Annotated in this window: 21 protein-coding genes; 12 read left to right on the forward strand and 9 right to left on the reverse strand. The window is 63.9% G+C overall.

Going from position 1 to position 22,131, the window contains the following annotated elements; all coding sequences use genetic code 11:
* Positions 1 to 14: 14 nt before the first annotated feature.
* The 7 genes from RBT54_RS14695 to RBT54_RS14725 all read left to right on the forward strand — a co-directional run bounded on the left by RBT54_RS14695 (position 15) and on the right by RBT54_RS14725 (position 5,284).
* Positions 15 to 368 carry a type II toxin-antitoxin system RelE/ParE family toxin gene (locus RBT54_RS14695; RefSeq protein ID WP_320367806.1) on the forward strand — a complete coding sequence of 118 codons (354 nt, stop codon included), beginning with the start codon at positions 15 to 17 and terminating at the stop codon, positions 366 to 368.
* Entirely contained in the window at positions 365 to 646 is a 282-nt protein-coding gene (locus RBT54_RS14700; protein ID WP_320367807.1) for a helix-turn-helix domain-containing protein, read from the forward strand. The genes RBT54_RS14695 and RBT54_RS14700 overlap by 4 nt, the downstream gene beginning before the upstream one ends.
* Positions 647 to 795: 149 nt before the next feature.
* Complete coding sequence (locus tag RBT54_RS14705) at positions 796 to 2,208, forward strand: Fic family protein (protein ID WP_320367808.1); 1,413 nt, start codon at positions 796 to 798, stop codon at positions 2,206 to 2,208.
* Between the two features lie 143 nt (positions 2,209 to 2,351).
* Positions 2,352 to 2,546 (forward strand): YjfB family protein, encoded by a 195-nt coding sequence (locus tag RBT54_RS14710; protein WP_320367809.1) that lies wholly within the window; start codon positions 2,352 to 2,354, stop codon positions 2,544 to 2,546.
* Positions 2,546 to 3,403: a lytic transglycosylase domain-containing protein gene (locus tag RBT54_RS14715; protein ID WP_320367810.1), complete on the forward strand. Its 858-nt coding sequence runs from the start codon at positions 2,546 to 2,548 to the stop codon at positions 3,401 to 3,403. Before RBT54_RS14710 ends, RBT54_RS14715 begins: the two co-directional genes overlap by 1 nt.
* 150 nt (positions 3,404 to 3,553) lie before the next feature.
* Positions 3,554 to 4,213 carry a TIGR02281 family clan AA aspartic protease gene (locus RBT54_RS14720; protein WP_320367811.1) on the forward strand — a complete coding sequence of 220 codons (660 nt, stop codon included), beginning with the start codon at positions 3,554 to 3,556 and terminating at the stop codon, positions 4,211 to 4,213.
* A gap of 267 nt (positions 4,214 to 4,480) precedes the next feature.
* Positions 4,481 to 5,284 (forward strand): PEP-CTERM sorting domain-containing protein, encoded by an 804-nt coding sequence (locus RBT54_RS14725; RefSeq protein ID WP_320367812.1) that lies wholly within the window; start codon positions 4,481 to 4,483, stop codon positions 5,282 to 5,284.
* A 72-nt stretch (positions 5,285 to 5,356) separates the two neighbouring features.
* Here the strand turns inward: RBT54_RS14725 and RBT54_RS14730 are convergent, their stop codons facing one another.
* From RBT54_RS14730 to RBT54_RS14755, 6 genes are read right to left on the reverse strand one after another with little or no spacing between them, the layout of a single operon-like run.
* Entirely contained in the window at positions 5,357 to 8,746 is a 3,390-nt protein-coding gene (locus RBT54_RS14730) for a pilus assembly protein (protein ID WP_320367813.1), read from the reverse strand.
* 43 nt (positions 8,747 to 8,789) lie between these two features.
* The gene (locus RBT54_RS14735; RefSeq protein WP_320367814.1) at positions 8,790 to 9,395 is read right to left on the reverse strand and encodes a hypothetical protein; all 606 of its coding nucleotides are present in this window, start codon (positions 9,393 to 9,395) and stop codon (positions 8,790 to 8,792) included.
* Entirely contained in the window at positions 9,395 to 10,507 is a 1,113-nt protein-coding gene (locus tag RBT54_RS14740) for a PilW family protein (RefSeq protein ID WP_320367815.1), read from the reverse strand. Before RBT54_RS14740 ends, RBT54_RS14735 begins: the two co-directional genes overlap by 1 nt.
* Positions 10,508 to 10,521: 14 nt before the next feature.
* Positions 10,522 to 11,169 (reverse strand): type IV pilus modification protein PilV, encoded by a 648-nt coding sequence (gene pilV / locus RBT54_RS14745; protein ID WP_320367816.1) that lies wholly within the window; start codon positions 11,167 to 11,169, stop codon positions 10,522 to 10,524.
* The gene (locus tag RBT54_RS14750; RefSeq protein ID WP_320367817.1) at positions 11,160 to 11,636 is read right to left on the reverse strand and encodes a GspH/FimT family pseudopilin; all 477 of its coding nucleotides are present in this window, start codon (positions 11,634 to 11,636) and stop codon (positions 11,160 to 11,162) included. Before RBT54_RS14750 ends, pilV begins: the two co-directional genes overlap by 10 nt.
* 2 nt (positions 11,637 to 11,638) lie before the next feature.
* Entirely contained in the window at positions 11,639 to 12,046 is a 408-nt protein-coding gene (locus RBT54_RS14755; protein WP_320367818.1) for a type IV pilin protein, read from the reverse strand.
* 522 nt (positions 12,047 to 12,568) lie between these two features.
* Here RBT54_RS14755 and RBT54_RS14760 point away from each other — a divergent pair.
* The 4 genes from RBT54_RS14760 (at position 12,569) to yjjJ (ending at position 16,997) form a co-directional block, all read left to right on the forward strand.
* Positions 12,569 to 13,114 (forward strand): CoA pyrophosphatase, encoded by a 546-nt coding sequence (locus RBT54_RS14760; RefSeq protein WP_320367819.1) that lies wholly within the window; start codon positions 12,569 to 12,571, stop codon positions 13,112 to 13,114.
* Between the two features lie 201 nt (positions 13,115 to 13,315).
* Positions 13,316 to 14,242 (forward strand): CobD/CbiB family protein, encoded by a 927-nt coding sequence (locus tag RBT54_RS14765; RefSeq protein WP_320367820.1) that lies wholly within the window; start codon positions 13,316 to 13,318, stop codon positions 14,240 to 14,242.
* Positions 14,243 to 14,272: 30 nt separating this feature from the next.
* Positions 14,273 to 15,454 (forward strand): acetyl-CoA C-acyltransferase family protein, encoded by a 1,182-nt coding sequence (locus RBT54_RS14770; RefSeq protein ID WP_320367821.1) that lies wholly within the window; start codon positions 14,273 to 14,275, stop codon positions 15,452 to 15,454.
* Positions 15,455 to 15,623: 169 nt separating this feature from the next.
* A complete protein-coding gene (yjjJ, locus tag RBT54_RS14775; RefSeq protein WP_320367822.1) occupies positions 15,624 to 16,997 on the forward strand; it encodes a type II toxin-antitoxin system HipA family toxin YjjJ in 1,374 nt (457 codons plus the stop codon).
* A 20-nt stretch (positions 16,998 to 17,017) separates the two neighbouring features.
* Here yjjJ and msrB read toward each other — a convergent pair whose 3' ends face one another.
* From msrB to RBT54_RS14790, 3 genes are read right to left on the reverse strand one after another with little or no spacing between them, the layout of a single operon-like run.
* The gene (msrB, locus tag RBT54_RS14780; protein WP_320367823.1) at positions 17,018 to 17,419 is read right to left on the reverse strand and encodes a peptide-methionine (R)-S-oxide reductase MsrB; all 402 of its coding nucleotides are present in this window, start codon (positions 17,417 to 17,419) and stop codon (positions 17,018 to 17,020) included.
* 13 nt (positions 17,420 to 17,432) lie between these two features.
* Entirely contained in the window at positions 17,433 to 18,602 is a 1,170-nt protein-coding gene (locus RBT54_RS14785; protein WP_320367824.1) for a DUF2863 family protein, read from the reverse strand.
* Between the two features lie 49 nt (positions 18,603 to 18,651).
* Complete coding sequence (locus RBT54_RS14790; protein ID WP_320367825.1) at positions 18,652 to 19,485, reverse strand: pyruvate, water dikinase regulatory protein; 834 nt, start codon at positions 19,483 to 19,485, stop codon at positions 18,652 to 18,654.
* A gap of 137 nt (positions 19,486 to 19,622) precedes the next feature.
* On the opposite strand from RBT54_RS14790, the gene ppsA reads away from it, so the two are divergent.
* Complete coding sequence (gene ppsA, locus RBT54_RS14795; protein ID WP_320367826.1) at positions 19,623 to 21,989, forward strand: phosphoenolpyruvate synthase; 2,367 nt, start codon at positions 19,623 to 19,625, stop codon at positions 21,987 to 21,989.
* Positions 21,990 to 22,131: the final 142 nt, after the last annotated feature.

Consider the following 22,131-nt stretch of genomic DNA (forward strand, 5'->3'; position numbering starts at 1 on the left):
AGATATACAAAAGTTTGTATTTTTCAGCCATGACTGATCCAAAACCAGTGGAGTTCCTGGGTAGTTCGCTTGACGACCTTCGTGCATTCCCAATGGCGGCCAAGCGAGAGGCGGGTCATCAGCTAGACCAGCTGCAGCATGGTCAGGAGCCGGACGACTGGAAGCCGATGAACACCGTGGGCCAGGGCGTGAGAGAGATCAGGATTCGGGATGCGGCTGGGGCGTTCCGGGTCATTTACGTCGCCAAGTTCGCTGATGCCGTCTATGTGCTTCATTGCTTCCAGAAGAAGACGGAGAAGACTCCCAAGACCGATCTGGACTTGGCTGCCAAGCGTTACCGTGACTTGTTGAAGGAACTAGCCCAATGACAAAGCAGCGATTTGCCAACGTCTGGGATGCGATCGAAGACACCCCGGAAGAGGCGGAGAACATGAAGTTGCGCTCTACCTTGCTGACGGCGCTGAAGAATCACATCACGCGCAGTGAAATGACCCAGGCGCAAGCGGCCAAGCTTTTTGGCGTGACTCAGCCGCGTATTTCCGACCTCATGCGCGGCAAGATCAACCTGTTCGGCCTCGATGCGCTCGTGAACATGGCGACGGCTGCCGGGCTTCGCATCGAAATGCAGGTGCTCGACGCAGCCTGAGCTCGGCGGATTCAGTTACCGGATTCCTCCGCCCAAGACGCCCGACACAATCTGCTTGAAGCCCGACAAAAGGCGCGACAAAATGTTGTCGCGCCTTTTGTTTCGGGCGCGCCATTTAATGCAGCTTCTGGCCAGCAGGAACACACCCGATGCCGCGCGCCACGCCGACCGAAGACCTCGAGCTGATCGAATCCATCGTCACCGCCCACGCAAGCGGAATTCGCATTGCCGACCTCGGAGCGGAACTGGCGCAGCGTGGCGGCGTCAGGCTCAACCGTCGCACGCTCCAGCGCCGCTTGCAAAAGCTCATCGATCAGCAGCGCCTGACCACCGAGGGTGAAAGTGTCGCCCTGGTGTACAAGGCCGCCGCGGGCGCCAGGACCTACGCCAGTCGCCCCGCAAACGCCACGGCGATGCTGGCCGCAGAGCCCGAGCTGTACGTGCCGGTGTCCCCCGAAGGCGCCGTCATCCGAGACCTGGTCAGGCGCCCCCTGATGCACCGTCACCCGGTGGGCTACCAGCGCGAATTTCTCGACGCCTACCAACCCGGGACGAGCTTCTACCTGCCCGAAGCGCTGCGGCGCCAACTGCACGAGATGGGTCGCACCTCGGTCAGCGAGCGCCCGGCCGGCACCTATGCTCGAGACATCCTGGGCCGGCTGTTGGTGGATCTGTCGTGGGCGTCATCCAGACTCGAGGGCAACACCTACAGCCGGCTCGACACGCAGCATCTCATCGAATTCGGCCAGGTCGCCCAAGGCAAGGACGCCATCGAAACCCAGATGATCCTCAACCACAAGGCGGCCATCGAGATGCTGGTCGAGGACGCCGACGAGGTCGGCTTCGACGCCTTCACCTTCAAGAACCTGCACGCCGTCCTGGCGCAGGACCTGATGCGCGATCCCACGGCCTGTGGCCGCTTGCGCAGGCGGCCGGTCGAGATCTCCGGCACCGTATTTCATCCGGTCGCCATGCCGCAGGTCACCGAAGACTGCTTCATCGCTCTGCTGGCAAAGGCCGCCGCCATCCCTGACCCCTTCGAGCAGGCCTTCTTCCTGATGGTGCAGTTGCCCTACCTGCAGCCCTTCGAAGACGTGAACAAGCGCGTCTCGCGCATCGGCGCCAACCTTCCGCTGATCAAGCACAACCTCTGCCCCCTGTCCTTCATCGACGTGCCCGAGCGCGCCTACGTCGAGGGCACCCTGGGCGTGTACGAACTCAACCAGATCGACCTGCTGCGCGACGTGTTCGTCTGGGCCTACGAGCGTTCGTGCCAGCGCTACCTCGCCATCAGCCAGACCCTGGTCGCGCCCGATCCGCTGAAGATCAAGTACCGGGAGGCGCTGATACAGGCCGTACAGACGGTGGTCAGAGGCCTCCGGCAAGTGGACCAGCCCCTCCTTGCAGCGCTGGCGCGCGCGCACGCCGACACAGCCGACCAGGCCGCCTTCACCCAGATGCTCGCCACTGCGCTGGATCAACTACACGAAGGCAGCATCGCCCGATATCGCCTGCGCCGCTCGGAATACCAGGCCTGGCAGCAGGCGCGGGCACAGCCGTGAGGCGAAACGCTTTCTCGCGGACAATCCGCGCCTCGATTACACGCAGCAAACCGCCGTCGAACAGCAAGGCACACCCGCAAACCTCAAGTCCGCCCCCCACGCGTCGTTAACCCACACAGTCCCCAACGCACCAAGGATTTGTCATGGACGTCGCATCCATCGCCGCCGCAGCCAGTTCCAATGCCATGGCCGAAGTCCAGCACGAGGCTGCGATCTCGGTGCTCAGGAAGACCATGGACATCCAGCAACAGAGCGCCATGCAGTTGCTGCAGGCCATCCCCCAGCCACCCGCGCCGAGCGTCGGCACCGCGGGCGGCTACATCGACACCTGGGCCTGATGCGGCGGCTCGCGCTCGTCGTCCTGCTGGCGATTGCGCTGCCGCTGCAAGCGGAGGTGCCGGCCTGGACCGACGAGCCGATCGAGCTCGTCCGCCTCATCGAGCGCGCCAATCGCGCCAACACCGCCGGCAACCGCCTCGTCGCCGCACGGCTCTACTGCTCCGCCGCCGCACACGGCAGCCTCGAAGCCCAATACCAGCTCGGCCGGCTCTACCTCGGCCCGCTGCGCGCACGCCGCGGGCACGACACCGGCCACGTGCTGCTCGCCCTGGCCGCCCAGCGCGGCCATGCGCGCGCCGAAACGCTGCTGTCGTCCATCCGTCGACCCCTGCCGGGCGATCTCGACAGTCACCTGCCACCCTGTCTTTACGCCGCAGGGGCGCTCCCGTCCGCAGAGGGCGAGGCGGTCGTGCCGCACGAGGTCGTCGAGCACTACATCGCCGGCCTGCCGCGCAATCACCGCGCGCACGCGCGCCTGGTGCAGCGCCTGGCGCCGCGCTTCGACGTCGATGCGCGGCTGGCGCTGGCCATCGTGCGCGCCGAATCGAACTTCAACCCCAGCGCGCGCTCGCCCCGCAACGCCATGGGCCTGATGCAACTGATCCCGGACACCGCCGAGCGCTTTGGTGTGCGCGACGCCTTTGACCCCGAGCAGAACGTGCGCGGTGGCCTTGCCTACCTCAAGTGGCTGATCGCCCGCTACGACGGTGACATCGCGCGGGTGGCGGGTGCGTACAACGCGGGGGAGGGGGCGGTGGACCGCTTTGGCGGTGTGCCGCCGTATGCGGAGACGGAGGAGTACGTGAGGCGGATTTTGGCGTTTTATAGGGCGCGGCGGCATGTGGCGGGGGGGTAGGCGAGTGCTCGGGGTGAGACCTGACTCGGGACCTAACGCGATCGAGGCTTGATTGATTGTGTGACTGATTTCGCGACCCCGTATGCCCTTGCCCGAGACGGGGCGATTGTTTGTGCCACCATTTGGCCAACTCCTTGAACGATCCGAGTCATGCGCCTTACAAACTGGATTCTCCCTGCCGTCTGCGTTCTGCTTTTTCATCCTTTAGGCGCGTTTGCTGCTGAAGTGGAACTGGCAGGCATCTTTGGCCGGCGTGCAGTGGTTGTCGTCAACGGTGGTGCTCCGCAAACCTTGGCCGTGGGACAACGGACGTATGAAGGCGTCACACTGGTCGACATTCGAGACGCAAGTGCAGTGATTGATGTCGATGGCACGCGCCGCCAAGTCTTCTTTGGCGGCGGGCCGGTCCGAATGGGGGATGCATCCTCGGCGCAATCCGGGTCACCGACCATGCGCCTGGCGTCCGATTCGCGTGGGCACTATTGGGCGCAAGGGGCGGTGAACGGCGCATCGATTCGATTCATGGTGGACACGGGGGCGACGCTGGTGGCAATTAGCGCGGACGAGGCCAAGCGCGCTGGGGTGGATTATCGAGCGGGGCGTCCGATTCAAATCAGCACTGCGAACGGCATCATCACGGCCTATCTGGTCACCCTGGACCGGATCAGCATTGGCGGGATCGTATTGCACGGGGTCGAAGCGAGTGTGCACGAGGGCGGCTTGGGCGTGGCATTGCTCGGGATGAGCTTCATCAAGCGGCTGGAGATGCGCCGCGAGGCGGACCAGCTGGTCCTGCACAAGCGCTATTGAGCGGTCTTGGGGCCTACCTGCCGGCATTGAGCGGGGCAAGGCGGGGCGCGTGAACAGTGCGCCGGTTTCGCGAACAATTCGCAGCGCGCTGGATTGTCGGAAATTCTTACAGTGATGCTGGCCCAGCGCAAATGTGTTCTCGGAAAAGCGCGATAAATACATGATTGCGCAACGTTATTTTTTGTCTTATGGATTAGGCACAAAAAATGCTTCATGGGAAGTTGCGCCGATAAGACTTCACGGCTTTTCCCTTCCGAGGATGTATTCATGTTCAAGAAAAAAATGCTGCCCGTAGCCTTTGCCCTTGCCTCTCTGATGGCTGCAAGTGGCGCTTCGGCAGCGCTGATCACGCCGAGTGTTTCGTTTACCGCTGGTACGTCCTACACGACGGGCGCAGTTGCGGGCATCGTGACAACCGGCTACGACATGGCTGCGGCGCTCGTCACTGCGACCTTCGCCGATCGTCCCGCCGAGAGCCTCTCCTGGGCGGCCATCAACTTGGCGGCGGGGCAGGGCGGTGCGATTTCGACCAACGGCTGGAGCCTGAGCATGAGCGGCAACAGCAACGTGAGTCCCTGGCAGCTCGAATTCGCCACGGACTTCCAGGGGGTCATGGTGGGGCTTTCGATCGACTTGCGTCCTGCGAGCGCGCTCTTCGACGTGGTCGTGACGCCGGAGCGAACTCCCGGTTCGGATGTCGGCAGCAATATCCTTGAGTCGAATGGGGGCATCGGGTCGGCGAACTGGATGGATGGTCCGAACGGACTGATCGTTGCTGGCACCTACGGCAATCGGGTCGGTATCCGCGAAACCACTGGCGACACTTTTTACGGCGATCTGTACCTCACGCTGGACCTCAGTTTCTCGCGGACGACAGGGCGCAATGGGCTCGGGGCGGGCGATCTGCTCGTCTTTCGCAGCGACACCGACCGACTCGCCACTGCCGGGGATCTCGTGATCCCTGGAGAAAACGGTAATGGCAATGGCGGGAATCCGGTGCCGGTGCCGGGGACGCTCGCTCTCCTCGGACTCGGACTCCTGGGCCTGGGCGTTCGGCGGCAACGCAAGTAAACGAGCTGGGTAACACAAACGACTTGGCCGGCTCCACGGAGCCGGCCAAGTCGTTCTTACAGCGCAGCGACCTTACTCGTCGATCTGCTTGAAGCGATACACCGGTTCGCGCGTCGGCTCGACCTTCGGCACCAGCTTCTGCGGCAGGATGGGCGTCTTGCCCTGGCCACCGATCACGAAGGGCACGCGCACGTCGTCAGTGTCAGGGCTATTGTCATCGTCGATCAACACCGTGCCGCCTACCGGCGAGGGCGGGAATCCCGGCGAGATGAAGCTGCTTTGCAGCGGATAGCCCGGAAGGCGGGTGCCGGTCTGGAAATTGATCCGGTAGCCGCGCGCCGTGCCGAGGTCCAGGCAGGCATTGGCCGAAGCGGACTTGGCCTGGAAGGTGTTGAAGAAGGTCTCGCCGGCGATCGTCAGCGGGGTTGTCACCACCTGCTCATAGGGCTCAACGGAGGTGGACAGGTTGAGATACCAGCCCTTGTAGCCCGCCAAGGCGGTCGGGTTGATCGGATCGCTGCCGGTGACGTCCATCATGTTGTCGCTGGCACCCACCCCGTTGGCCACGGTGATGGTCGCAGTCGTCACCTTGGACACGTCGTCGAAGATGCCATAGAAGCGATTCACCACCTTGGCGGCGTTCGACGTTGCCGACGGCTTCTCGCGGTCGCCGGAGCCGATCAGGACCACAACCTGAGCGATGCCGGAGTTTTGCGACGCTAGCGTCACCGTGCTCGGTGCATACAGGAATTTGCGCCACTCGCTCTTGTCGCCGCTGAAATTGCCGACCGCTGCCACCTTGTTGACCGGCCAGTCGGCCACGCCGCCGGTGTAGGCGCCGAAGCTGTTGTTGGGGTCGCTGGTGTTGATCCGCCAGACGTTGCCGCGGGTATCGGCCGCGTACAGCACGTCGACATAACCGTCGCCATTGACGTCGATGCTGGCGATGTCGGCGACGAAGCGGCCGGCGGAACTGTCGAGCTCGCCCGAGCCGACGCCGATGAAGCGGTAGTTGCGCGCCTTGCCTTGCTCAGCGTCGAGCACCACGATGCCCTTGCCCTTGGTGACGCCATCGCAGGTCGCGGGGGTCTCGCTGTCTTCGCAGGCGTCGTAGCCGGCGCCGAACACCACCATCGGCTCGGCAATGCCCTTGACGCGGATGGCGACCGGGGTCGACCAGCTCTGTCCCATCCTCGATTCATCGGCGTCGCTGTAGCGCCACAGCAGCGTCGGCTGGGTCGTCGAGGGCCGGCTGGTGACGTTGAAGGCATAGACCGCATTGCCGCCACGCCGCATCGTGGGGTAGATCCACACCTTGTCGATGGTGGAGGCGTTGCGTTCCAGGTAGCCGCCGATCGAGCCGTCGAAGAACCACGACCGCGGTTCCGGCGTAGGCGTGACGTTGCTCTGATCCATGTGGGCGTATTTCACCAAGGGGCTGTTGGTGCGCAGCCGCTTGAGCTTGCTCCAGTGCTCGGGCGCGACGAAGGCCCACAACTCCTTGCCCTCATCGGCCAGGGTTGCAGCCGCGTCTTCCTGGTTGCCGTCGACCGCCCGCAGCATGCCGTCCCCGGAGCCATAGAAAACGACTACGTCATCGCTGCCATTGGTGCCGTAGTTGACCGCCAGCGGGCGCGAGTGCACCACGTCGCCATGAAGGGTGGGGCGTGGTACGTCGGCCGCCAGTCCGAACTGCTGCCAGCTCGTGAAACCGGTGGCGTTGGTCGAGCCGTCGCCTAGGTTCGCACCCCGCACCCAATTCACGAGGTCGGTGCCTCCGTCGTCCTTGACTGCGGCGCTCAGCCCGGCCGATGTGCTGGTTCTGAAGTCGGTCAGGTCGCCGCTGCACGCACTCGACGAGCAGGTGCGTATGTTGCGCTCCGTATCAGGGTCAAGTTGGCGAAGGCGTTGGGCGGCTGCGCCGCGCTCGACGATCGGGCCGTCCGGGGCGTCGGAGAAGGGCGAGAAGTCCGAGGTCGTACAGTTCGAAGGGGCGCTGAAGCCGGTCACGGTCTGCCAGTAGGTGCCGCTGTCGGTGGTCCAGAAACTGGTTGCGCAATGCTGCAGGAAGCCGGTGTTCTGTGAATCCACGGCGATCTTGCCAGCCTTGTCGGTCAGCGCCAGCAGGTCGCCGCTGAGTGCAAAGCGGAACTGCTTGAGGTTGCCCATCCAGCGCTGCTGGGAATTGCCGTCGGGGCGGAACACCCCCATGAAGACCTGGTTCAGGAAGCTGCCCTGGGTGTTGACGCTGACCGGCAATGAAGCCGCGGCGAAGACGCTGTTCACCGAGGCGATCTGGGTGAGGATGTCTTCGAAGGCCGAGATCAGACGATAGAGATCGCCGCCGACCGTGAAGTAGCCACCAGGGCCGCTCTGGTCGGCCATGGATTTCAGCAGGGCGGATTGCTCTGCGTCCGGCTTTGCGTTGTGAACGTCGACGGTGAACATCCGGATGTTCTGGATGTCGGGTTCAGGGCTGACGTCAGTCTGGTACAGGAAGGCCGCCCACTCGTCTGCAAAGCGCACCTTGTCGGACGACTTCAGGGGGACGGGGTAAATCTGCGGGGGGCTATAACCGAGCCGGAAGAGCGTCTGAGTGGTCGGCCGAGTACTCGTGCCACCACTATTCGCCTCCAGATTCGGAAAAGCGTTCCCGATCAGCACGATGAAATTGTTTCCACACAGGTTGTCCCCGGTGAGCGGGCTCTTGTAGGTCGTCTTGGCGCCGTCGACGAAGGCGCCGCTATCTTCGCGGTTGAGTGGGTTGGAGTAGCGAACCGGGCCGAAACTCGTGTCCCCGGGGTCTTTGCCTGGGGTGCCGGCTGCTGCCCCTGCCGGGTTTGTCCATCCGCCGAAGTACTTGAAAGCCTCGTAAAGGGCGAGCCCATATGAGGCGCTGGATGGGCCCTTGAAGTCGGGCGTGGTGATCTTGGCGTCGATGTTCGTCAGATCGTCGAGCAGGGTCTTGCAGTGCGCGGAGTCTTTGTCGAGCAGCGCGATGCGGTGCCGGATGTAACCCGAGGCCGCAGAGCCCTCATCTTTGGGCCCTTTCGTGCCCTGGTCGTTGAACAGCATGAGCCCGGCATTGACCTTCATCTTCCCGTTGGGGCCGCACACGAGTTCGTTGAGGACCAGCTTGAGGGCGCGCAACTCGACCTGGCCCTGTGTAAGGCTGCAATCGTTCGTCTTCTTACATTCACCGGGCCCGAAGATCTTATCGGCGTAATCCAGGCATTTGGTTGGATTGGCGGAGGTTGCGCACTTGGCCCGGGCGCCCAGCTTGTTCCAGTCTTGTTCGTTGGTCGCCCAGTTCGAGGTGTTGTCGATGAAGAACAGCACATTCGGTGCGCCAACCGTCCCGCTAACCCCGGCATAGAGATCAATGTCCTCGGCGTGAGCGAAAGCGCCCAGCAAGGCCAGGGCGAGTGCCGAGCGGCGCAGGATCGAAGGGAGTAATTTCATTTTTCCGACTCCAGGGTCTTCAAATAGGGGTGTCGAACAGGGCTCAGTCGCAGCTGTCGAGCTCAAGCACCGAGCGCCTGACATTGACGCCTTGCGTGATCACCGCATTGGCACCAAGGAGGCGTGCGTCGGAGGTCTGCGCCTGAACCTCGTACAAGGCCGACGCACAGAGGGAGTCCCCCGAACTGCTGGCGCCGCTGCCGGTGTCGACGATCGTCATCTGGGTCTGGCCGCCGCCGAAGCAGGAGGCGTTGATCGCGGAAACGAAGTTCGTGCCCCCCTGGCTGCTGATCAGTTCCTCGTTCTTGAGGACACGGATCCGCTTGCACTGCAACTGACGGACGGTGACGTCGATCGCGGTGGTGGAGGCGGCCACCATGTCGTTGAGGCCGATATTGACCTTCTCGATCCGTCCCGCGCCTTCGTAAACTTTCCAGGTGTTGGCAGAGTCGTTGAGGACGAGGTCAAGCGCATAGTTGGCCGCGGCCTCGGCTTCCACCCGTAGCTGTTCGTTATTGACCACCTGGGTGTGGCGCGTGCCGAGGCGGATCATGGTGATGGCAATCAGGCTCATCATCACCAGCATGACGATCGAGGTGATGAGCACGATCCCCTGCTGTGCGGAGATGTTGCGATTCGAGGTGTTCATCATTTCGCCTTGCGCAAGGTGGGGCTGACGAAGGAGATGTAGCTGGAGCTCACGCTGCGTCGATAGGCCTTGGTGAGATCCAGGCCGTCGGTAGCCATGTCGTCGAGTTCAAAGCTCTGTGTCAGGCCGCTCGGGCGTCGATCGCTTTCGGTCTCGGAACGAGCGACGAGCCAGACGCGCACGCCAACCACATCGGCCCATTCTGCTGCGGTAACGGCAGAGGCCGGCTCGAATCGATCGGGCGAGCCGTCACCGCTCGTGTCGACCGCGTAGGCGAGTTGTATTTGTTCGATGTTCTCTACGAGCGGCACGGTCACGTTCCCGCCAGGCCTGATCTCGAGGTAGCTCAGTACGTCGTTCTGATTTACGTAATAAACCCGCCGGATGAGCTCCCTCGCTGGCGCGGTGGAGGTGCAGTTCTTCGCCCTGAGGGTCAGTTGTGCGATTCCGGCTGCATTCCCCTGTTTGAGCCGGTAAGCATCGCCATCGTCAATGCATTCTGCGACCTGAAGGTACGCCCGCGTGCTCAGCACAGCTGTACAGCCGCCCGCACCGGCTTCGCAGGTGCTCGCGCGCTGCACGAAGATCGCGTCTGTCCCGGCTTTCCTGCCTGCCAAGCACGTTGCGTCTGCTTGCCCTTGGTTCCATCCGTAAACATGCCCACCGCCAACAGCAGCGGCCGCACAGGGCGCGCCTAGTGTGGACGTCGTACTCAGATCTTTTGTCCAAGTGCCATAGAACCCCGCCTGCGACAGCTCCCGCGTCAGCAGATCCATCGCGTAGCGCGCATTCTCAAAGGCGTCGGCGCTGGACTGGACTTCGCGCCGAGCCCCCGAGGAGCCGATGAAGAGCGTGCCGATGGCGCCGATCATGATCAGGCCGATGGTCAGCGCCACCATCAGTTCAACCAGGGTCAGGCCGGCCTGCGTGCGTGCGGGGCTTGCCGCCGCGCGATGGGCGCGAAGGTGCGTCATCGTCTTCCCTTCACGCTGGCTCGAAAGCGCGCCCATGTCGCCGACGGGATCGCTCGTCGGCACAGCGAGCCACGGGGTGGATGTTCGCAGTGGCCTGGCTGTGCGCCACGATTGTCCGCGTTTCGTCTCGAATCGCATGATGTGGTCCGCCGTCATTCGGTGAAGATCGGCCCACCGGCCGTCGAGTCCTTCTTCAGGTCTGGAATCAGAACCCGAACGGACAAACCGCGGCGGAGTCCGGTGCCGTAGTCGACGCCCGACGCACAGCGCCCCGCGGGAGAGTCGGCGGCCGGTTCGCTGCCTTGGACCACGCCTCGCCAGACGACGGCCACATAGATGTCGGCGAGTGCATTCCCTTCTGCGGGCTCGACACGGATCAGGCAGCCGCGGGCGTCGGTCATCGCACCGACGCCACGTTCGCCTTCAACGGCTGCGCTGCCCTTGAGCATTTCACCCCAATCACAGAGGTTGCGCAGCGCGTCCGAAAAGTCCGTGCACGTGGCGTCCTGTGCGAATGCGGTTGAACCGGTACCCATGAAGACGCTCCCGTCCGTCGAGCTCCGGTTGCTGCCGGTGACGTATTGGGTGACGTCGCCGCGGGCGTTGAGCAGGCGGTTCTGCATCTCGCGCGCCAAGGCGAGCGCCTGGCCGCGCTGATAGGACTCGAACTCAGTGGTCGTGGCCTTGGTCTGCATGCCGAGGACGCCGAGCAGACCGACCACAACGATGATCATCGTGACGAGGACCTCGATCATCGAGAAGCCGCCCTGTAACTTCGTCGCCTTCATGGTTATGGACATGCTTGCTTCTCCATGCTGAGCCGCCCCATCCCATTGATCGAAAGGCAGTGCTGGATGGATGTCCCGGTGGCCTCAATTTCGAGCTTGATCGTGGTGCTTGGATCCAGACGGCCATATGCATTGAACTGAAAGGTTTCGCCGGCCGATGCAACCCCAGATATCGGTTCCTGGACGAGTATCTCTAGTGCGCCGACCGCGGTGCTCACGCTCCAGCCTTCCGCAATGTCATCGAACTCGAAGCTGACGGCAGTGTTGCGCTTGATCGCCTCACTCCGCGCCAGCCACAGGGATTCATTGAGCGCCGAAGTTGCCGCGCTCAGTCGTTGTGACGCGAGCATGTCCTGAAACGAGGGCGCCGCGATCCCGGCCATGATGGCGACAATGGCGATCACGATCATCAACTCGACGAGTGAGAAGCCTGCTTGATCCCGGCTTCCGTTCGACGCTGTGGTGCGTGTCGGCAACACGGCTATTTACCCCAGTAGCCTGCAGCGGACGGTTTCTTCTCGCCGAGTTCGTTGATCTCCAACTCTTGCTCCTTACCACCTGCGGCCTGCGCGCCAGCGGGCGTTGCTTTCACCGAAAAGGTGGTGGCGGAGGGTGCTTCAATGGTGAACGTGTAAAGCCCGTTCAATTCCGGGGGGGCGGAAAAGCCGAGATCGGTCTCGCTGGCTGTAAAGGTGCGGCGCGACAGCAGATAGGTGTGTTGCTTGCTGGCAATGTCCATCAAGGCCGACTCGGCGGTCGCCCGCCTTGCCTTGCGAACGTACTCCGTATAACTCGGGTAAGCGATGGATGCCAATATCCCGATCACCGCGACGGCAATCATTAGCTCGATGAGGGTGAAACCTCGGACGCGCTGGGTCAGCTTTTTCATGCTGGCATGGTTCCTCGTTGCGCTGCAGGGGTGACTATCAGTTTTCGATTGAATTTTGAACGCTGCCGGCTGCGGCGGATGTGAACTGTGCAGCACTGCCTGCGAGATTCTTCTGCTTCGCGGCCGGCGGTCGGGCCTTGGTACGGCGTGTGCTTGCCGGAGCAGATGTCGCAGGTGCGTGCATGCTTTGTGTGCAGCCTATCGTCTTCAGGACTCGGCGGACCAGTGTGGCGGGACCAGCGGTCACTTGGCAGGGTTCAGTGGTCGTCCTCCCTGAACGACTGGCGGAACCGTATGTCTCCAGCGCTATTGGAAGCATATGGGTGAGGCAGTTTGGCGCGCTCAAAGGGCAGGCCAAGGGCGCTGGGGAGGAGTTTTCTGCCCCGTCGCACCGAGCCTTCTCCGATCGGGATAGACTCTTGCGCTTCGCGTACTTGGATTACTCGAGAAAACTTGAGGGCGTGGGATTTGTTGCAGCGGAGCTATCAACTACAACTGCAGGAACTCAGGCGCGGTCTTCTCATGCCCGAACGGCATCCGACGGCGGACTGGCCCGAGATTCTGGAACGTGAGGCGCACAAGCCGGCAGCGGTCCTGCTTCCGCTGGTGTTGAGGGACGACGCTCCGTCGCTGCTGCTGACCAAGCGCACAGACCACCTCCACCATCACCCCGGCCAGATCAGCTTTCCGGGCGGCCGGGTGGAAGAGGCCGACACCTCCCCAATCGACACCGCCCTGCGCGAGACCGAAGAAGAGATCGGCCTCCACCGCCGCCACATCGAGCTGATCGGCACCTTGCCCGATTACCTCACCGGCACGGGCTTTCGCGTGACGCCGGTGGTCGGTCTGGTGACGCCGCCGTTTGAATTGACGCTCGACGCCTTTGAGGTGGCCGAGGCGTTCGAGGTGCCGCTGTCGCACTTCCTCGATCCCGCGAACCACGAGCAGCACAGCATCATGCACGAGGGGCGCCTGCGGCACTTCCACGCGATGCCGTATCAGGGCTACTTCATCTGGGGCGCGACGGCGGGGATCATCATGTCGCTATATCGGGTGCTGCGGGGGTGAGTCTCCGTGCGTGGTGGAACCACCCGATCGGCGTGCAGTTCAGCCGCGAAAGGCGCGCAGTGGTGCGCTTCGAGGTCGAGACGCTTTGATGGTCCGCATGACACGTCCGTGTTGCCTTGGCTTGCGGGGCTTTGTGTTATCTTGCCGGCAGCTTTCGCGCGCCCTGTGGGGCTGTTTTCCACCGCCACTTTCCCGGTTTGCATGACGCTTTTTGCGCTGATCCTCGCGTTGATTCTCGAGCAGGTTCGTCCGCTGGGTGCTGCGCTGCGCGTGCTGGCGCCGGTGGGGGCGATTGCCGACGGCATGTCCCGGCGCCTGAACGACGGCAGCGTAAGCCACGGCCGTGTTGCCTGGCTGCTGATCGTGGGTTTAAGCACCTTCGCTACGGCAATGGCGTACTGGCTGCTGTGGGAACTTCACCCGCTGTTCGCCTTCGTGTTCAACATCGTGGTGCTTTACCTGTGCATGGGCTTTCGCCACGAGAGCCATTCCTTCACCGAGATTCATCTTGCGCTGCGCATGGGCGAACTCGACCGTGCGCGCACCCTGCTGGCGGCGTGGCGGGGCGGGCGTTACGACGAGGCCAGTGCGAGCGAGATTGCGCGCCTGTCGATCGAGATGGCGCTGGTGGCGGCGCATCGCAACCTGTTCGGGGTGGTGTTCTGGTTCGTGATCCTGCCGGGGCCGAGCGGCGCGGTGATGTATCGCGTGGCGCGTATGCTGGCCGAGACCTGGGGCAGGTGCCGGGATGCGGAGTTCGGTGCATTTGGCGTGCCGGCGCAGCGCGCGTTCGATGCGCTCGACTGGTTGCCGGCGCGCATTACCGCCACGGTGTTCTCGGTGGTGGGCAATTTCGAGGATGCGGTTTATTGCTGGCGGTCGCAGGCGGTGCTGTGGCCCGAGAGGTCGTCGGCTATACTGATTGCAAGTGGCGGCGGCGCCTTGGGCGTCAGGCTCGGCATGCCGGTTCATGAGTCCGGCGGAATCGTCGACCGCCCCGAGATGGGGCTGGGAAGCGAGGCGGGCGTCGATCACATGCAAAGCACGGTGGGCCTGGTTTGGCGGGCACTGCTGGTGTGTTTGTTCCTGCTTGTCCTGCTCGCGGCTGCGGGTTGGGTGGGTCGGTGACATGTTTTGATTTCAACAAGGGAGTGGGTTATGGCAAATCGTGAAGTCGTTGTTCTGAGTGCTGTTCGTTCGGCCGTAGGTGGTTTTGGTGGCTCGCTGAAGGATATGGAGCCGTCGGACCTCGGTGCGGTGGTGATCAAGGAGGCGATCGCACGCGCTGGTGTGGACCCGTCGGCAGTGTCGTTCGCATCCGTCGGCCACGTCATCCCGACCGACTCCCGCTATGCCTACGTGTCGCGCGTCGCCACGATCAACGCCGGCATGTCGATGGATTCCGTCGCCTTCCAGGTCAGCCGTCTGTGCGGCTCGGCGCAGCAGGCCATCGTGAGCTCGGCTCAGGCCATCATGCTGGGCGATGCCGACTTCGCCATCGGCGGCGGCGTTGAAGTGATGTCGCGCGGTGCTTACCTGATGCCGACGCTGCGCAATGGCGCGCGCATGGGTGACACCAAGGCGATCGACTCGATGGTGGCCGTGCTGACCGACCCGTTTGGCGTTGGCCACATGGGCATCACTGCCGAGAACCTGTGCACCAAGCACGGGATCACCCGTGAAGAGCAGGACGCGTTTGCGCTCGAGTCGCAGAAGCGCGCCGCCGCGGCAATCGCCGAGGGCCGCTTCAAGAGCCAGATCGTTCCGATCAGCTTCGAGACCCGCAAGGGCACCGTGGTGTTCGACACCGACGAGCATCCGCGCATGGCCACCATGGAAGCGCTGGCGAAGATGAAGCCGGCGTTCAAGAAGGACGGTTCGGTGACCGCCGGCAACGCGTCGGGCATCAACGACGCCGCCGCCTTCCTGGTGCTGGCCGACGCTGCCAAGGCTGCTGCCGGTGGCCACAAGCCGATCGCCCGCCTGGTGTCGTACGCGATCGCGGGTGTGCCCAACGAGGTGATGGGCGAAGGCCCGATCCCCGCAACCAAGCTCGCGCTGCAGCGCGCCGGCCTGAAGCTGGACCAGATCGACGTGATCGAGTCCAACGAAGCCTTTGCGGCGCAGTCGATCACGGTGAACCGCGGCCTCGGCCTCGACACCGCCAAGGTCAACCCCAACGGCGGCGCCATCGCTCTGGGCCACCCGGTGGGCGCGACCGGCTCGGTGATCATCACCAAGCTGCTGCATGAGCTGATCCGCGTGAATGGTCGCTATGGCGTTGCCACCATGTGCATCGGCGGCGGCCAGGGCATCACCACGGTGTGGGAACGCGTGTAAGCGCAGTTTTCGCCTGATAAGAACCCGCGCGGCCGCGAGGCTGGCGCGGGTTTTTTTATCCGTGTCAAGTTGCGGACATAACTCTGGACATTATGAAGCAACGTGCTAGCCTAAGCCGATGAGAGTTATAGATATGTTTGTAATTTGAAGATGCATTTTTCTCGACATTATGCGCACCAGGAATCTTGAAGTCCGCCAGCGGCTGATCGCACTCCTGCGGCGAGGGCCTGTGCGTGCGGCCGATCTGGCGCGGCAACTTGACGTGTCGGCGCGAACGGTGTTGCGTCTGTTTGAAGAGTTGGGCACGGACGTATGCCGTGGCGGGGCGACGGGTAGAACGCGGTACGCTGCGTGCCGTCCGTTGCGTGGTTCGTCGGCACCGATTCCGGTGTTTCATGTCGATGCCGACGGTCGATTGCAGGAGGGTGGAATCCTGCGCCTACTCCAGCCCGAGGGTGCGTGGTGTGCGCTGGTCAGGCTCGGCTTTCCGGTCGATGACGACGCACGAGACGGCTGGTGGCCCGGATTGCCCTATCCGTTGTACGACATGCAACCGCAGGGATACCTCGGGCGCCAGTTCGCCCGCCAGCTTCACCTGGATCTCGAGGTGCCCGACGATCCTCGCGACTGGGGCGATGACGAAATCGCCTGGATCCTGAGCCGCCGCGGCGCTGACCTGCCCGGTCACCTGATTCTCGGCGAGCAGGCGGCGCGGCTGTGGCAGGGCGAGGTGCTGGCGCCTACGCCGGTCCTCACCGAGTCGGCGCTGCTCGCGGCTTATCACGACTCGGCGGAGCGCAGCGTGTCGCTCGGTATCGCGGGGAGCAGCGCGGCGGGCGAGTTTCCGAAGTTCCTGTCGCTGCGCGAGCTACCGGGTCAGCGCACGCCGCATGTGCTGGTGAAGTTTTCCGGTGCGGGGGAGAGCAGCCAGCGCTGGGGCGATTTGCTGGTCAGCGAGCACCTTGCATTGAGCGCGGCGCAGGGGCTGACGGGCGTCGAGGTAGCGCGAACTCGCATCCTTGCCAGCAAGGGACGAACCTTCCTCGAGTCGGAGCGCTTCGACCGGCTGGGTCGTTTCGGTCGGCTGCCGGTCGTCAGCCTGCAAGCGGTCAGCGCGCATCTTCTGGGCTTGGGTGCGCGCGACTGGCGAGAATATGCCAAGGCGCTGGTCGAGGCAGGGTTTTTGTCTCCGGAAGACGCGGCGAGCATCGACCGGCTGTGGTGGTTCGGGCGCCTGATTGCAAACGGCGACATGCACCTTGGCAACTGCGCTTTCCGCGTGGCCGATGGCCGGCTCACGCCCGCGCCCGCCTACGACATGGTGCCGATGGACTACGCCCCGCTGCCCGGCGGCGAGCTGCCCACGAAGGTATGGCAACCGCCCTTGCCGCTCCCCGGAGAACGCGCCATCTGGCTGGAGGCCTGCAGGCAGGCGCTGGTCTTCTGGAACGCGGCCGCTGGCGACAGCCGGATCTCCGAGCCCTTGCGCGAGGTGTTCCGCGATAACGCGAACCGGCTCGAAGATGCAGCGGGCCGCGTGTGAGCACGTTCAACCCGCATCCCTCAGCCCTCGTCCTTCTTCAGCTTGATTGACGCCGAGTTGATGCAGTAGCGCAGGCCGGTGGGTTGGGGGCCGTCTTCGAAGACGTGACCGAGGTGGGCGCCGCATTGGTGGCAGAGCACCTCGGTGCGGACCATGAAGTGGCTGCGATCGACCGCGCTCTCGACGTTGTCGGGCTCGGCGGCGGTCCAGAAGCTGGGCCAGCCGCAGCCGGCGTCGAACTTGTGCTCGGAGCGGAACAGCGGCGCGCCGCAGCACACGCAGTTGTAGGCGCCCTTGTCCCAGACGTCCCAGTACTCGCCGGTGAAGGCACGCTCGGTGCCTTTCTCCCGGGCCACCTGGTACTGACGGTCGGTGAGCTGGCGGCGCCATTCGGCGTCGGGTTTCTCGATCTTGCGGCTCATGGGGGCTCCTTGCTCAATGCAGATGGCGCGGCATCTGTTCGGCGTGGTCTTCGGGCATTTCGGCGTGCGCGACTTCGCCCTCGGGCGAGGGGTAGAGCGGGGCGCCGCAGTCGTCGCAATACTCCATCGGGAACTGGTGGTCGAGGAAGACGACGTCGTTGACGCCCGATTCGCGCAGCACGGTTTCGATCTGTGCGACACAGTCGGTGGTCTCGTCCTCGGCGCCGAGCAGCGGCCACACCACGCCGTGCACGACGGCATCCTGGCCGCGCACGGTGAAGCCGATGCGGTATTCCTCGAGGGTGCGTTCCCAGAACGGGGCAATGACCGCGCGCAGATTGGCGGCGGGGGTTTCGAGCGTGGTGCCGAGGAAGGCCACCGAGGCGCGCACCGAGTAGGGCCGGCTGTCCTTGTCCGCGGCACGGCTGGCGGCGAAATAGGATTCGGGCAGCACCAGGTCCACCGCACAGCCCGGCAGCAGTGGGGTGAGACAGGCGCCGCCCTGGGCGCGCCACTGCTCGAGCGAGGCGTCGCGGCTGCCGTCGGGTTCCTGCCAGCGAAACAGCGGGGCGCCGCGCGGCACCGCCACGGCGGCGAGCAGGTAGCGCGTGTCGGACAGGAACTGCGCGGTCTCGGGCATGCCTTCGGTTTCGATGTGCAGGTCGAGGTTGTCGAGCGCGGCGCCGCAGATCACCTTGGCAAACTCCGCCGTCGAGCAGTAGCCCTGCGGCAACTGGTCGGGGCTGAAGATGAAGTCGGCGACCGACAGGTGCGCGCCCTTGGCAAGCACGTGGGCCTGCAGGTGGACACGCAGGTTGGCGAGCACTGCGGGGGCGATGCTGGTGGCGGCAATGCGGTAACGCGACCACGCCAGCACCGGGGCGGTGATCAGCACCACGTCATGCTCGGGGAAGGCGCCTGCGGCGCACTCGGCACGCGATTCGATGTTGTCGGCGAGATCGTCGTAGGCGCGGGGCTCGGCGCTGTAGAGGTGGTCGAGCGCGGTGTTGAGCACCTCTTCGTCGTTGTCGGTCAGCGTCTGGTCGATGAGGGTGGAGAGCTGTTGCTCCCAGTAGCGGTCTTCGACCCGGCTCCCGGATTCGGCCAGGCCGCTCGCGAGTCGGACGAGTTGTTCGGCAGTGCGGCCAAGGCCACCGCGGCGCTTGAGGCGCGGTCTTTTCATTGGGAACTCCTGTTGCTTGTTGTTGTGCGGTGTCGTTGTGCGGTGTCGATCAGAAGCTCGGACGTTCGACGCGGACGGTCTGCAGGATGGTGGCGGAGATTTCTTCGATCGACTTGGTGGTCGACTCCAGCCAGCGGATGTTTTCGCGGCGCATCAATTTCTGTGCGGCGTCGATCTCGTAGCGGCAGTTTTCCAGCGAGGCGTAGCGGCTGTTGGGGCGGCGTTCCTGGCGGATCTGCGACAGGCGTTCGGGCGCGATGGTGAGGCCGAAGAGCTTGCTGCGGTATTTGTGGAGCTCGCCGGGGAGCTTGTTACGCTCGAAATCTTCCGGGATCAGCGGGTAGTTGGCGGCCTTCACGCCGAACTGCATGGCGAGGTAGAGGCTGGTGGGAGTCTTGCCCGAGCGCGACACGCCGACGAGGATGACGTCGGCCTCGGCGAGCTCGCCATCGCTGGAGATGCCGTCGTCGTGGGCCATGGCGAAGTTGATGGCCTCGATGCGGTGCTTGTAGTTGAGGCTGTCGGCGATGCCATGGAAGCGGCCGACGGCATGCGTGGAGCGCTGGCCAAGCTCGGCTTCGAGCGGCCCGATGAAGCGGTCGAATAGGTCCAGGAACAGTGCGTCGGCCTTGTGCAGTGCATCAACCGTAGCCTGATTGACGAGCGTGCTGAACACGATTGGGCGCACGCCGTCGTCGATTGCGGCCTCGCGAATCTGTGTCGCGCACTCGATTGCCTTGTCGATGTCGTCGACGAACGGAGCACGGACCTGGCGGAATTTTTCCTCTGGAAACTGCGCAAGGAGGCTGTGTCCCAGTGTTTCTGCGGTAATGCCGGTGCCGTCGGAGATGAAGAAGACGGTGCGGCGGCGAATGTCGTTCATGATGTCGAACCTTGATGCGGCCCCTGCCGGGGGCGACGCGTATTGGGGCAAACCCTGTGATGCGGCACAGCACAAAAACCCGTTAAACTCTCGGCTTCGATATTTTGCTTTCTCTCCAACATTTGCGGAAGCCACTCATGACACGATACGTGATTCCTTTCAACGAACTGCGCATGACCGACGTCGAGCAGGTTGGCGGCAAGAATGCCTCCCTCGGCGAGATGATCAGCCAGTTGCCCTCCAGTGTTCGTGTCCCGGGTGGTTTTGCGACCACGGCCGAAGCCTACCGCGAATTCCTCGCCCACAACGGCCTGGCCGACCGCATCAATGCCGCGCTCGACGCGCTGGACGTGGATGACGTCGACGCGCTGGCCAAGACCGGCGCGCAGATCCGCGAGTGGATCATCGAGCTGCCCTTCCCGGCCAAGCTCGAAGCCGAGATCAAGACCGCCTACGAGGCGATCACCGCCGAAGGCGAGGGCAGCTTTGCCGTGCGCTCCTCGGCCACTGCCGAAGACCTGCCCGATGCGTCCTTCGCCGGCCAGCAGGAAACCTTCCTCAACATCCACGGCTACGAGAACATCCTGCACGCGATGAAGGAAGTGTTCGCGTCGCTGTACAACGACCGCGCGATCGCCTACCGCGTGCACAAGAACTTCGCCCACGCCGACGTCGCGCTGTCGGCCGGCGTGCAGCGCATGGTGCGTTCGGACTCGGGCGCCTCGGGCGTGATGTTCTCGATCGACACCGAGTCGGGCTTCGACCAGGTGGTGTTCATCACCGCCTCGTACGGCCTGGGCGAGACCGTGGTGCAGGGCGCGGTGAACCCGGACGAGTTCTACGTGCACAAGCCCACCCTGGCGCTGGGCAAGCCGGCGGTGATCCGCCGCAACCTGGGCTCCAAACTGATCAAGATGGTGTTCACCGACAAGGCCGTCGCCGGCAAGTCGGTGCGCACGGTCGATGTGCCCGAGGCCGACCGCAACCGCTTCTCGCTGACCGACGAGGACGTGCTCGAGCTCGCCCGCTACGCGGTGATCATCGAGAAGCACTACGGTCGCCCGATGGACATCGAGTGGGGCAAGGACGGTGTCGACGGCAAGCTCTACATCCTGCAGGCGCGTCCCGAGACGGTTAAGAGCCAGGATGCAGGCCTGGTGATGGAGAAGTACCGCCTGAAGCAGTACGGCAAGTCGCTCACCCATGGCCGCGCGATCGGCCAGAAGATCGGCGCCGGCACCGTGCGCATCGTCAGCGATGCCTCCGAAATGAACCGCGTGCAGGCCGGCGACGTGCTCGTCACCGACATGACCGACCCGAACTGGGAGCCGGTGATGAAGCGCGCGAGCGCCATCGTCACCAACCGCGGCGGCCGCACCTGCCACGCGGCGATCATCGCCCGCGAGCTCGGCATCCCGGCAATCGTCGGCTGCGGCAACGCCACCGAGGTGCTGGAAGAGGGCGACTCGGTCACCGTGTCCTGCGCCGAAGGCGACACCGGCTACGTGTACCGCGGCAAGCTGGAGTTCGAGATCATCACCACCGATATGGGCAACCTGCCCGAGATCCCGGTGAAGATCATGATGAACGTGGGCAACCCGGAGCTCGCCTTCGAGTTCGCGCAGATCCCCAATGGCGGTGTCGGCTTGGCGCGCCTGGAGTTCGTCATCAACAACATGATCGGCATTCACCCCAAGGCCATCCTCGAGATCGGTCAGGTGCCGGCCAACCTGCGTGACGAGATTCACCGCCGTTCGCGCGGCTATGCGACGCCCAAGCAGTTCTTCATCGAGAAGCTGGTCGAAGGCGTGGCCACCATCGCCGCGGCGTTCTACCCCAAGCCGGTGATCGTGCGCATGTCCGACTTCAAGTCGAACGAGTACCGCAAGCTGCTCGGCGGCGAGATCTACGAGCCGGAAGAAGAAAACCCGATGCTCGGCTTCCGTGGCGCGTCGCGCTACATCGCCCACAGCTTCCGCGACTGCTTCGAGATGGAAGTGGCGGCGATGAAGAAGGTGAGGAACGAGCTCGGCCTGACCAACGTGCAGATCATGATCCCGTTCGTGCGCAACGTCGAAGAGGCCAAGGGCGTGGTCGAGCTGCTGGCCGAACATGGCCTCAAGCGCGGCGTGAACGATCTCAAGCTGATCATGATGTGCGAGATCCCGTCGAACGCGATCCTGGCCGAGCAGTTCCTCGAGCACTTCGACGGCTTCTCGATCGGCTCGAACGACCTCACCCAGCTCACCCTGGGTCTGGACCGCGACTCCGGCCTGGTGGCGCACGCCTTCGACGAGCGCGACCCGGCGGTCAAGCAGTTGCTGTCGATGTCGATCCAGGCCGCGAACAAGCTCGGCAAGTATGTGGGCATCTGCGGCCAGGGGCCGTCGGACCACCCCGACCTGGCCGAGTGGTTGATGGACGAGGGCATCCAGACCATCTCGCTGAACCCGGATACGGTGGTCGATACCTGGCTGAAGCTGGCAGCACACCGCGCAGAGTAAAGCGCGCGATTCGCATCGCTGACGGGGCGTGGACCGAATGGGTCTGCGCCCCGTTTTTTTGTGACTCATGCGACGCAGTGCCGACACCCGCGGGGCGCGTAGCCGGTAATATTTCGCGGTCGATGCACTTCCCGTAGTCGAG

The sequence above is a fragment of the Thauera sp. genome, assembly GCF_034003485.1.
Classification (GTDB): Bacteria; Pseudomonadota; Gammaproteobacteria; order Burkholderiales; family Rhodocyclaceae; genus Thauera.

Excerpts from the sequence above, each read along its gene's own strand:
- RBT54_RS14755 (WP_320367818.1), bottom strand. The coding sequence starts at position 12,046 with ATGAAAAAGCTGACCCAGCGCGTCCGAGGTTTCACCCTCATCGAGCTA.
- yjjJ (WP_320367822.1), top strand. The coding sequence starts at position 15,624 with ATGCGCACCAGGAATCTTGAAGTCCGCCAGCGGCTGATCGCACTCCTG.
- ppsA (WP_320367826.1), top strand. The coding sequence starts at position 19,623 with ATGACACGATACGTGATTCCTTTCAACGAACTGCGCATGACCGACGTC.
- RBT54_RS14740 (WP_320367815.1), bottom strand. The coding sequence starts at position 10,507 with ATGCGATTCGAGACGAAACGCGGACAATCGTGGCGCACAGCCAGGCCA.
- RBT54_RS14720 (WP_320367811.1), top strand. The coding sequence starts at position 3,554 with ATGCGCCTTACAAACTGGATTCTCCCTGCCGTCTGCGTTCTGCTTTTT.
- RBT54_RS14725 (WP_320367812.1), top strand. The coding sequence starts at position 4,481 with ATGTTCAAGAAAAAAATGCTGCCCGTAGCCTTTGCCCTTGCCTCTCTG.
- RBT54_RS14705 (WP_320367808.1), top strand. The coding sequence starts at position 796 with ATGCCGCGCGCCACGCCGACCGAAGACCTCGAGCTGATCGAATCCATC.
- msrB (WP_320367823.1), bottom strand. The coding sequence starts at position 17,419 with ATGAGCCGCAAGATCGAGAAACCCGACGCCGAATGGCGCCGCCAGCTC.
- RBT54_RS14735 (WP_320367814.1), bottom strand. The coding sequence starts at position 9,395 with ATGAACACCTCGAATCGCAACATCTCCGCACAGCAGGGGATCGTGCTC.
- RBT54_RS14715 (WP_320367810.1), top strand. The coding sequence starts at position 2,546 with ATGCGGCGGCTCGCGCTCGTCGTCCTGCTGGCGATTGCGCTGCCGCTG.
- RBT54_RS14770 (WP_320367821.1), top strand. The coding sequence starts at position 14,273 with ATGGCAAATCGTGAAGTCGTTGTTCTGAGTGCTGTTCGTTCGGCCGTA.
- RBT54_RS14730 (WP_320367813.1), bottom strand. The coding sequence starts at position 8,746 with ATGAAATTACTCCCTTCGATCCTGCGCCGCTCGGCACTCGCCCTGGCC.
- RBT54_RS14765 (WP_320367820.1), top strand. The coding sequence starts at position 13,316 with ATGACGCTTTTTGCGCTGATCCTCGCGTTGATTCTCGAGCAGGTTCGT.
- RBT54_RS14700 (WP_320367807.1), top strand. The coding sequence starts at position 365 with ATGACAAAGCAGCGATTTGCCAACGTCTGGGATGCGATCGAAGACACC.
- RBT54_RS14760 (WP_320367819.1), top strand. The coding sequence starts at position 12,569 with ATGCCCGAACGGCATCCGACGGCGGACTGGCCCGAGATTCTGGAACGT.
- pilV (WP_320367816.1), bottom strand. The coding sequence starts at position 11,169 with ATGTCCATAACCATGAAGGCGACGAAGTTACAGGGCGGCTTCTCGATG.
- RBT54_RS14785 (WP_320367824.1), bottom strand. The coding sequence starts at position 18,602 with ATGAAAAGACCGCGCCTCAAGCGCCGCGGTGGCCTTGGCCGCACTGCC.
- RBT54_RS14710 (WP_320367809.1), top strand. The coding sequence starts at position 2,352 with ATGGACGTCGCATCCATCGCCGCCGCAGCCAGTTCCAATGCCATGGCC.
- RBT54_RS14790 (WP_320367825.1), bottom strand. The coding sequence starts at position 19,485 with ATGAACGACATTCGCCGCCGCACCGTCTTCTTCATCTCCGACGGCACC.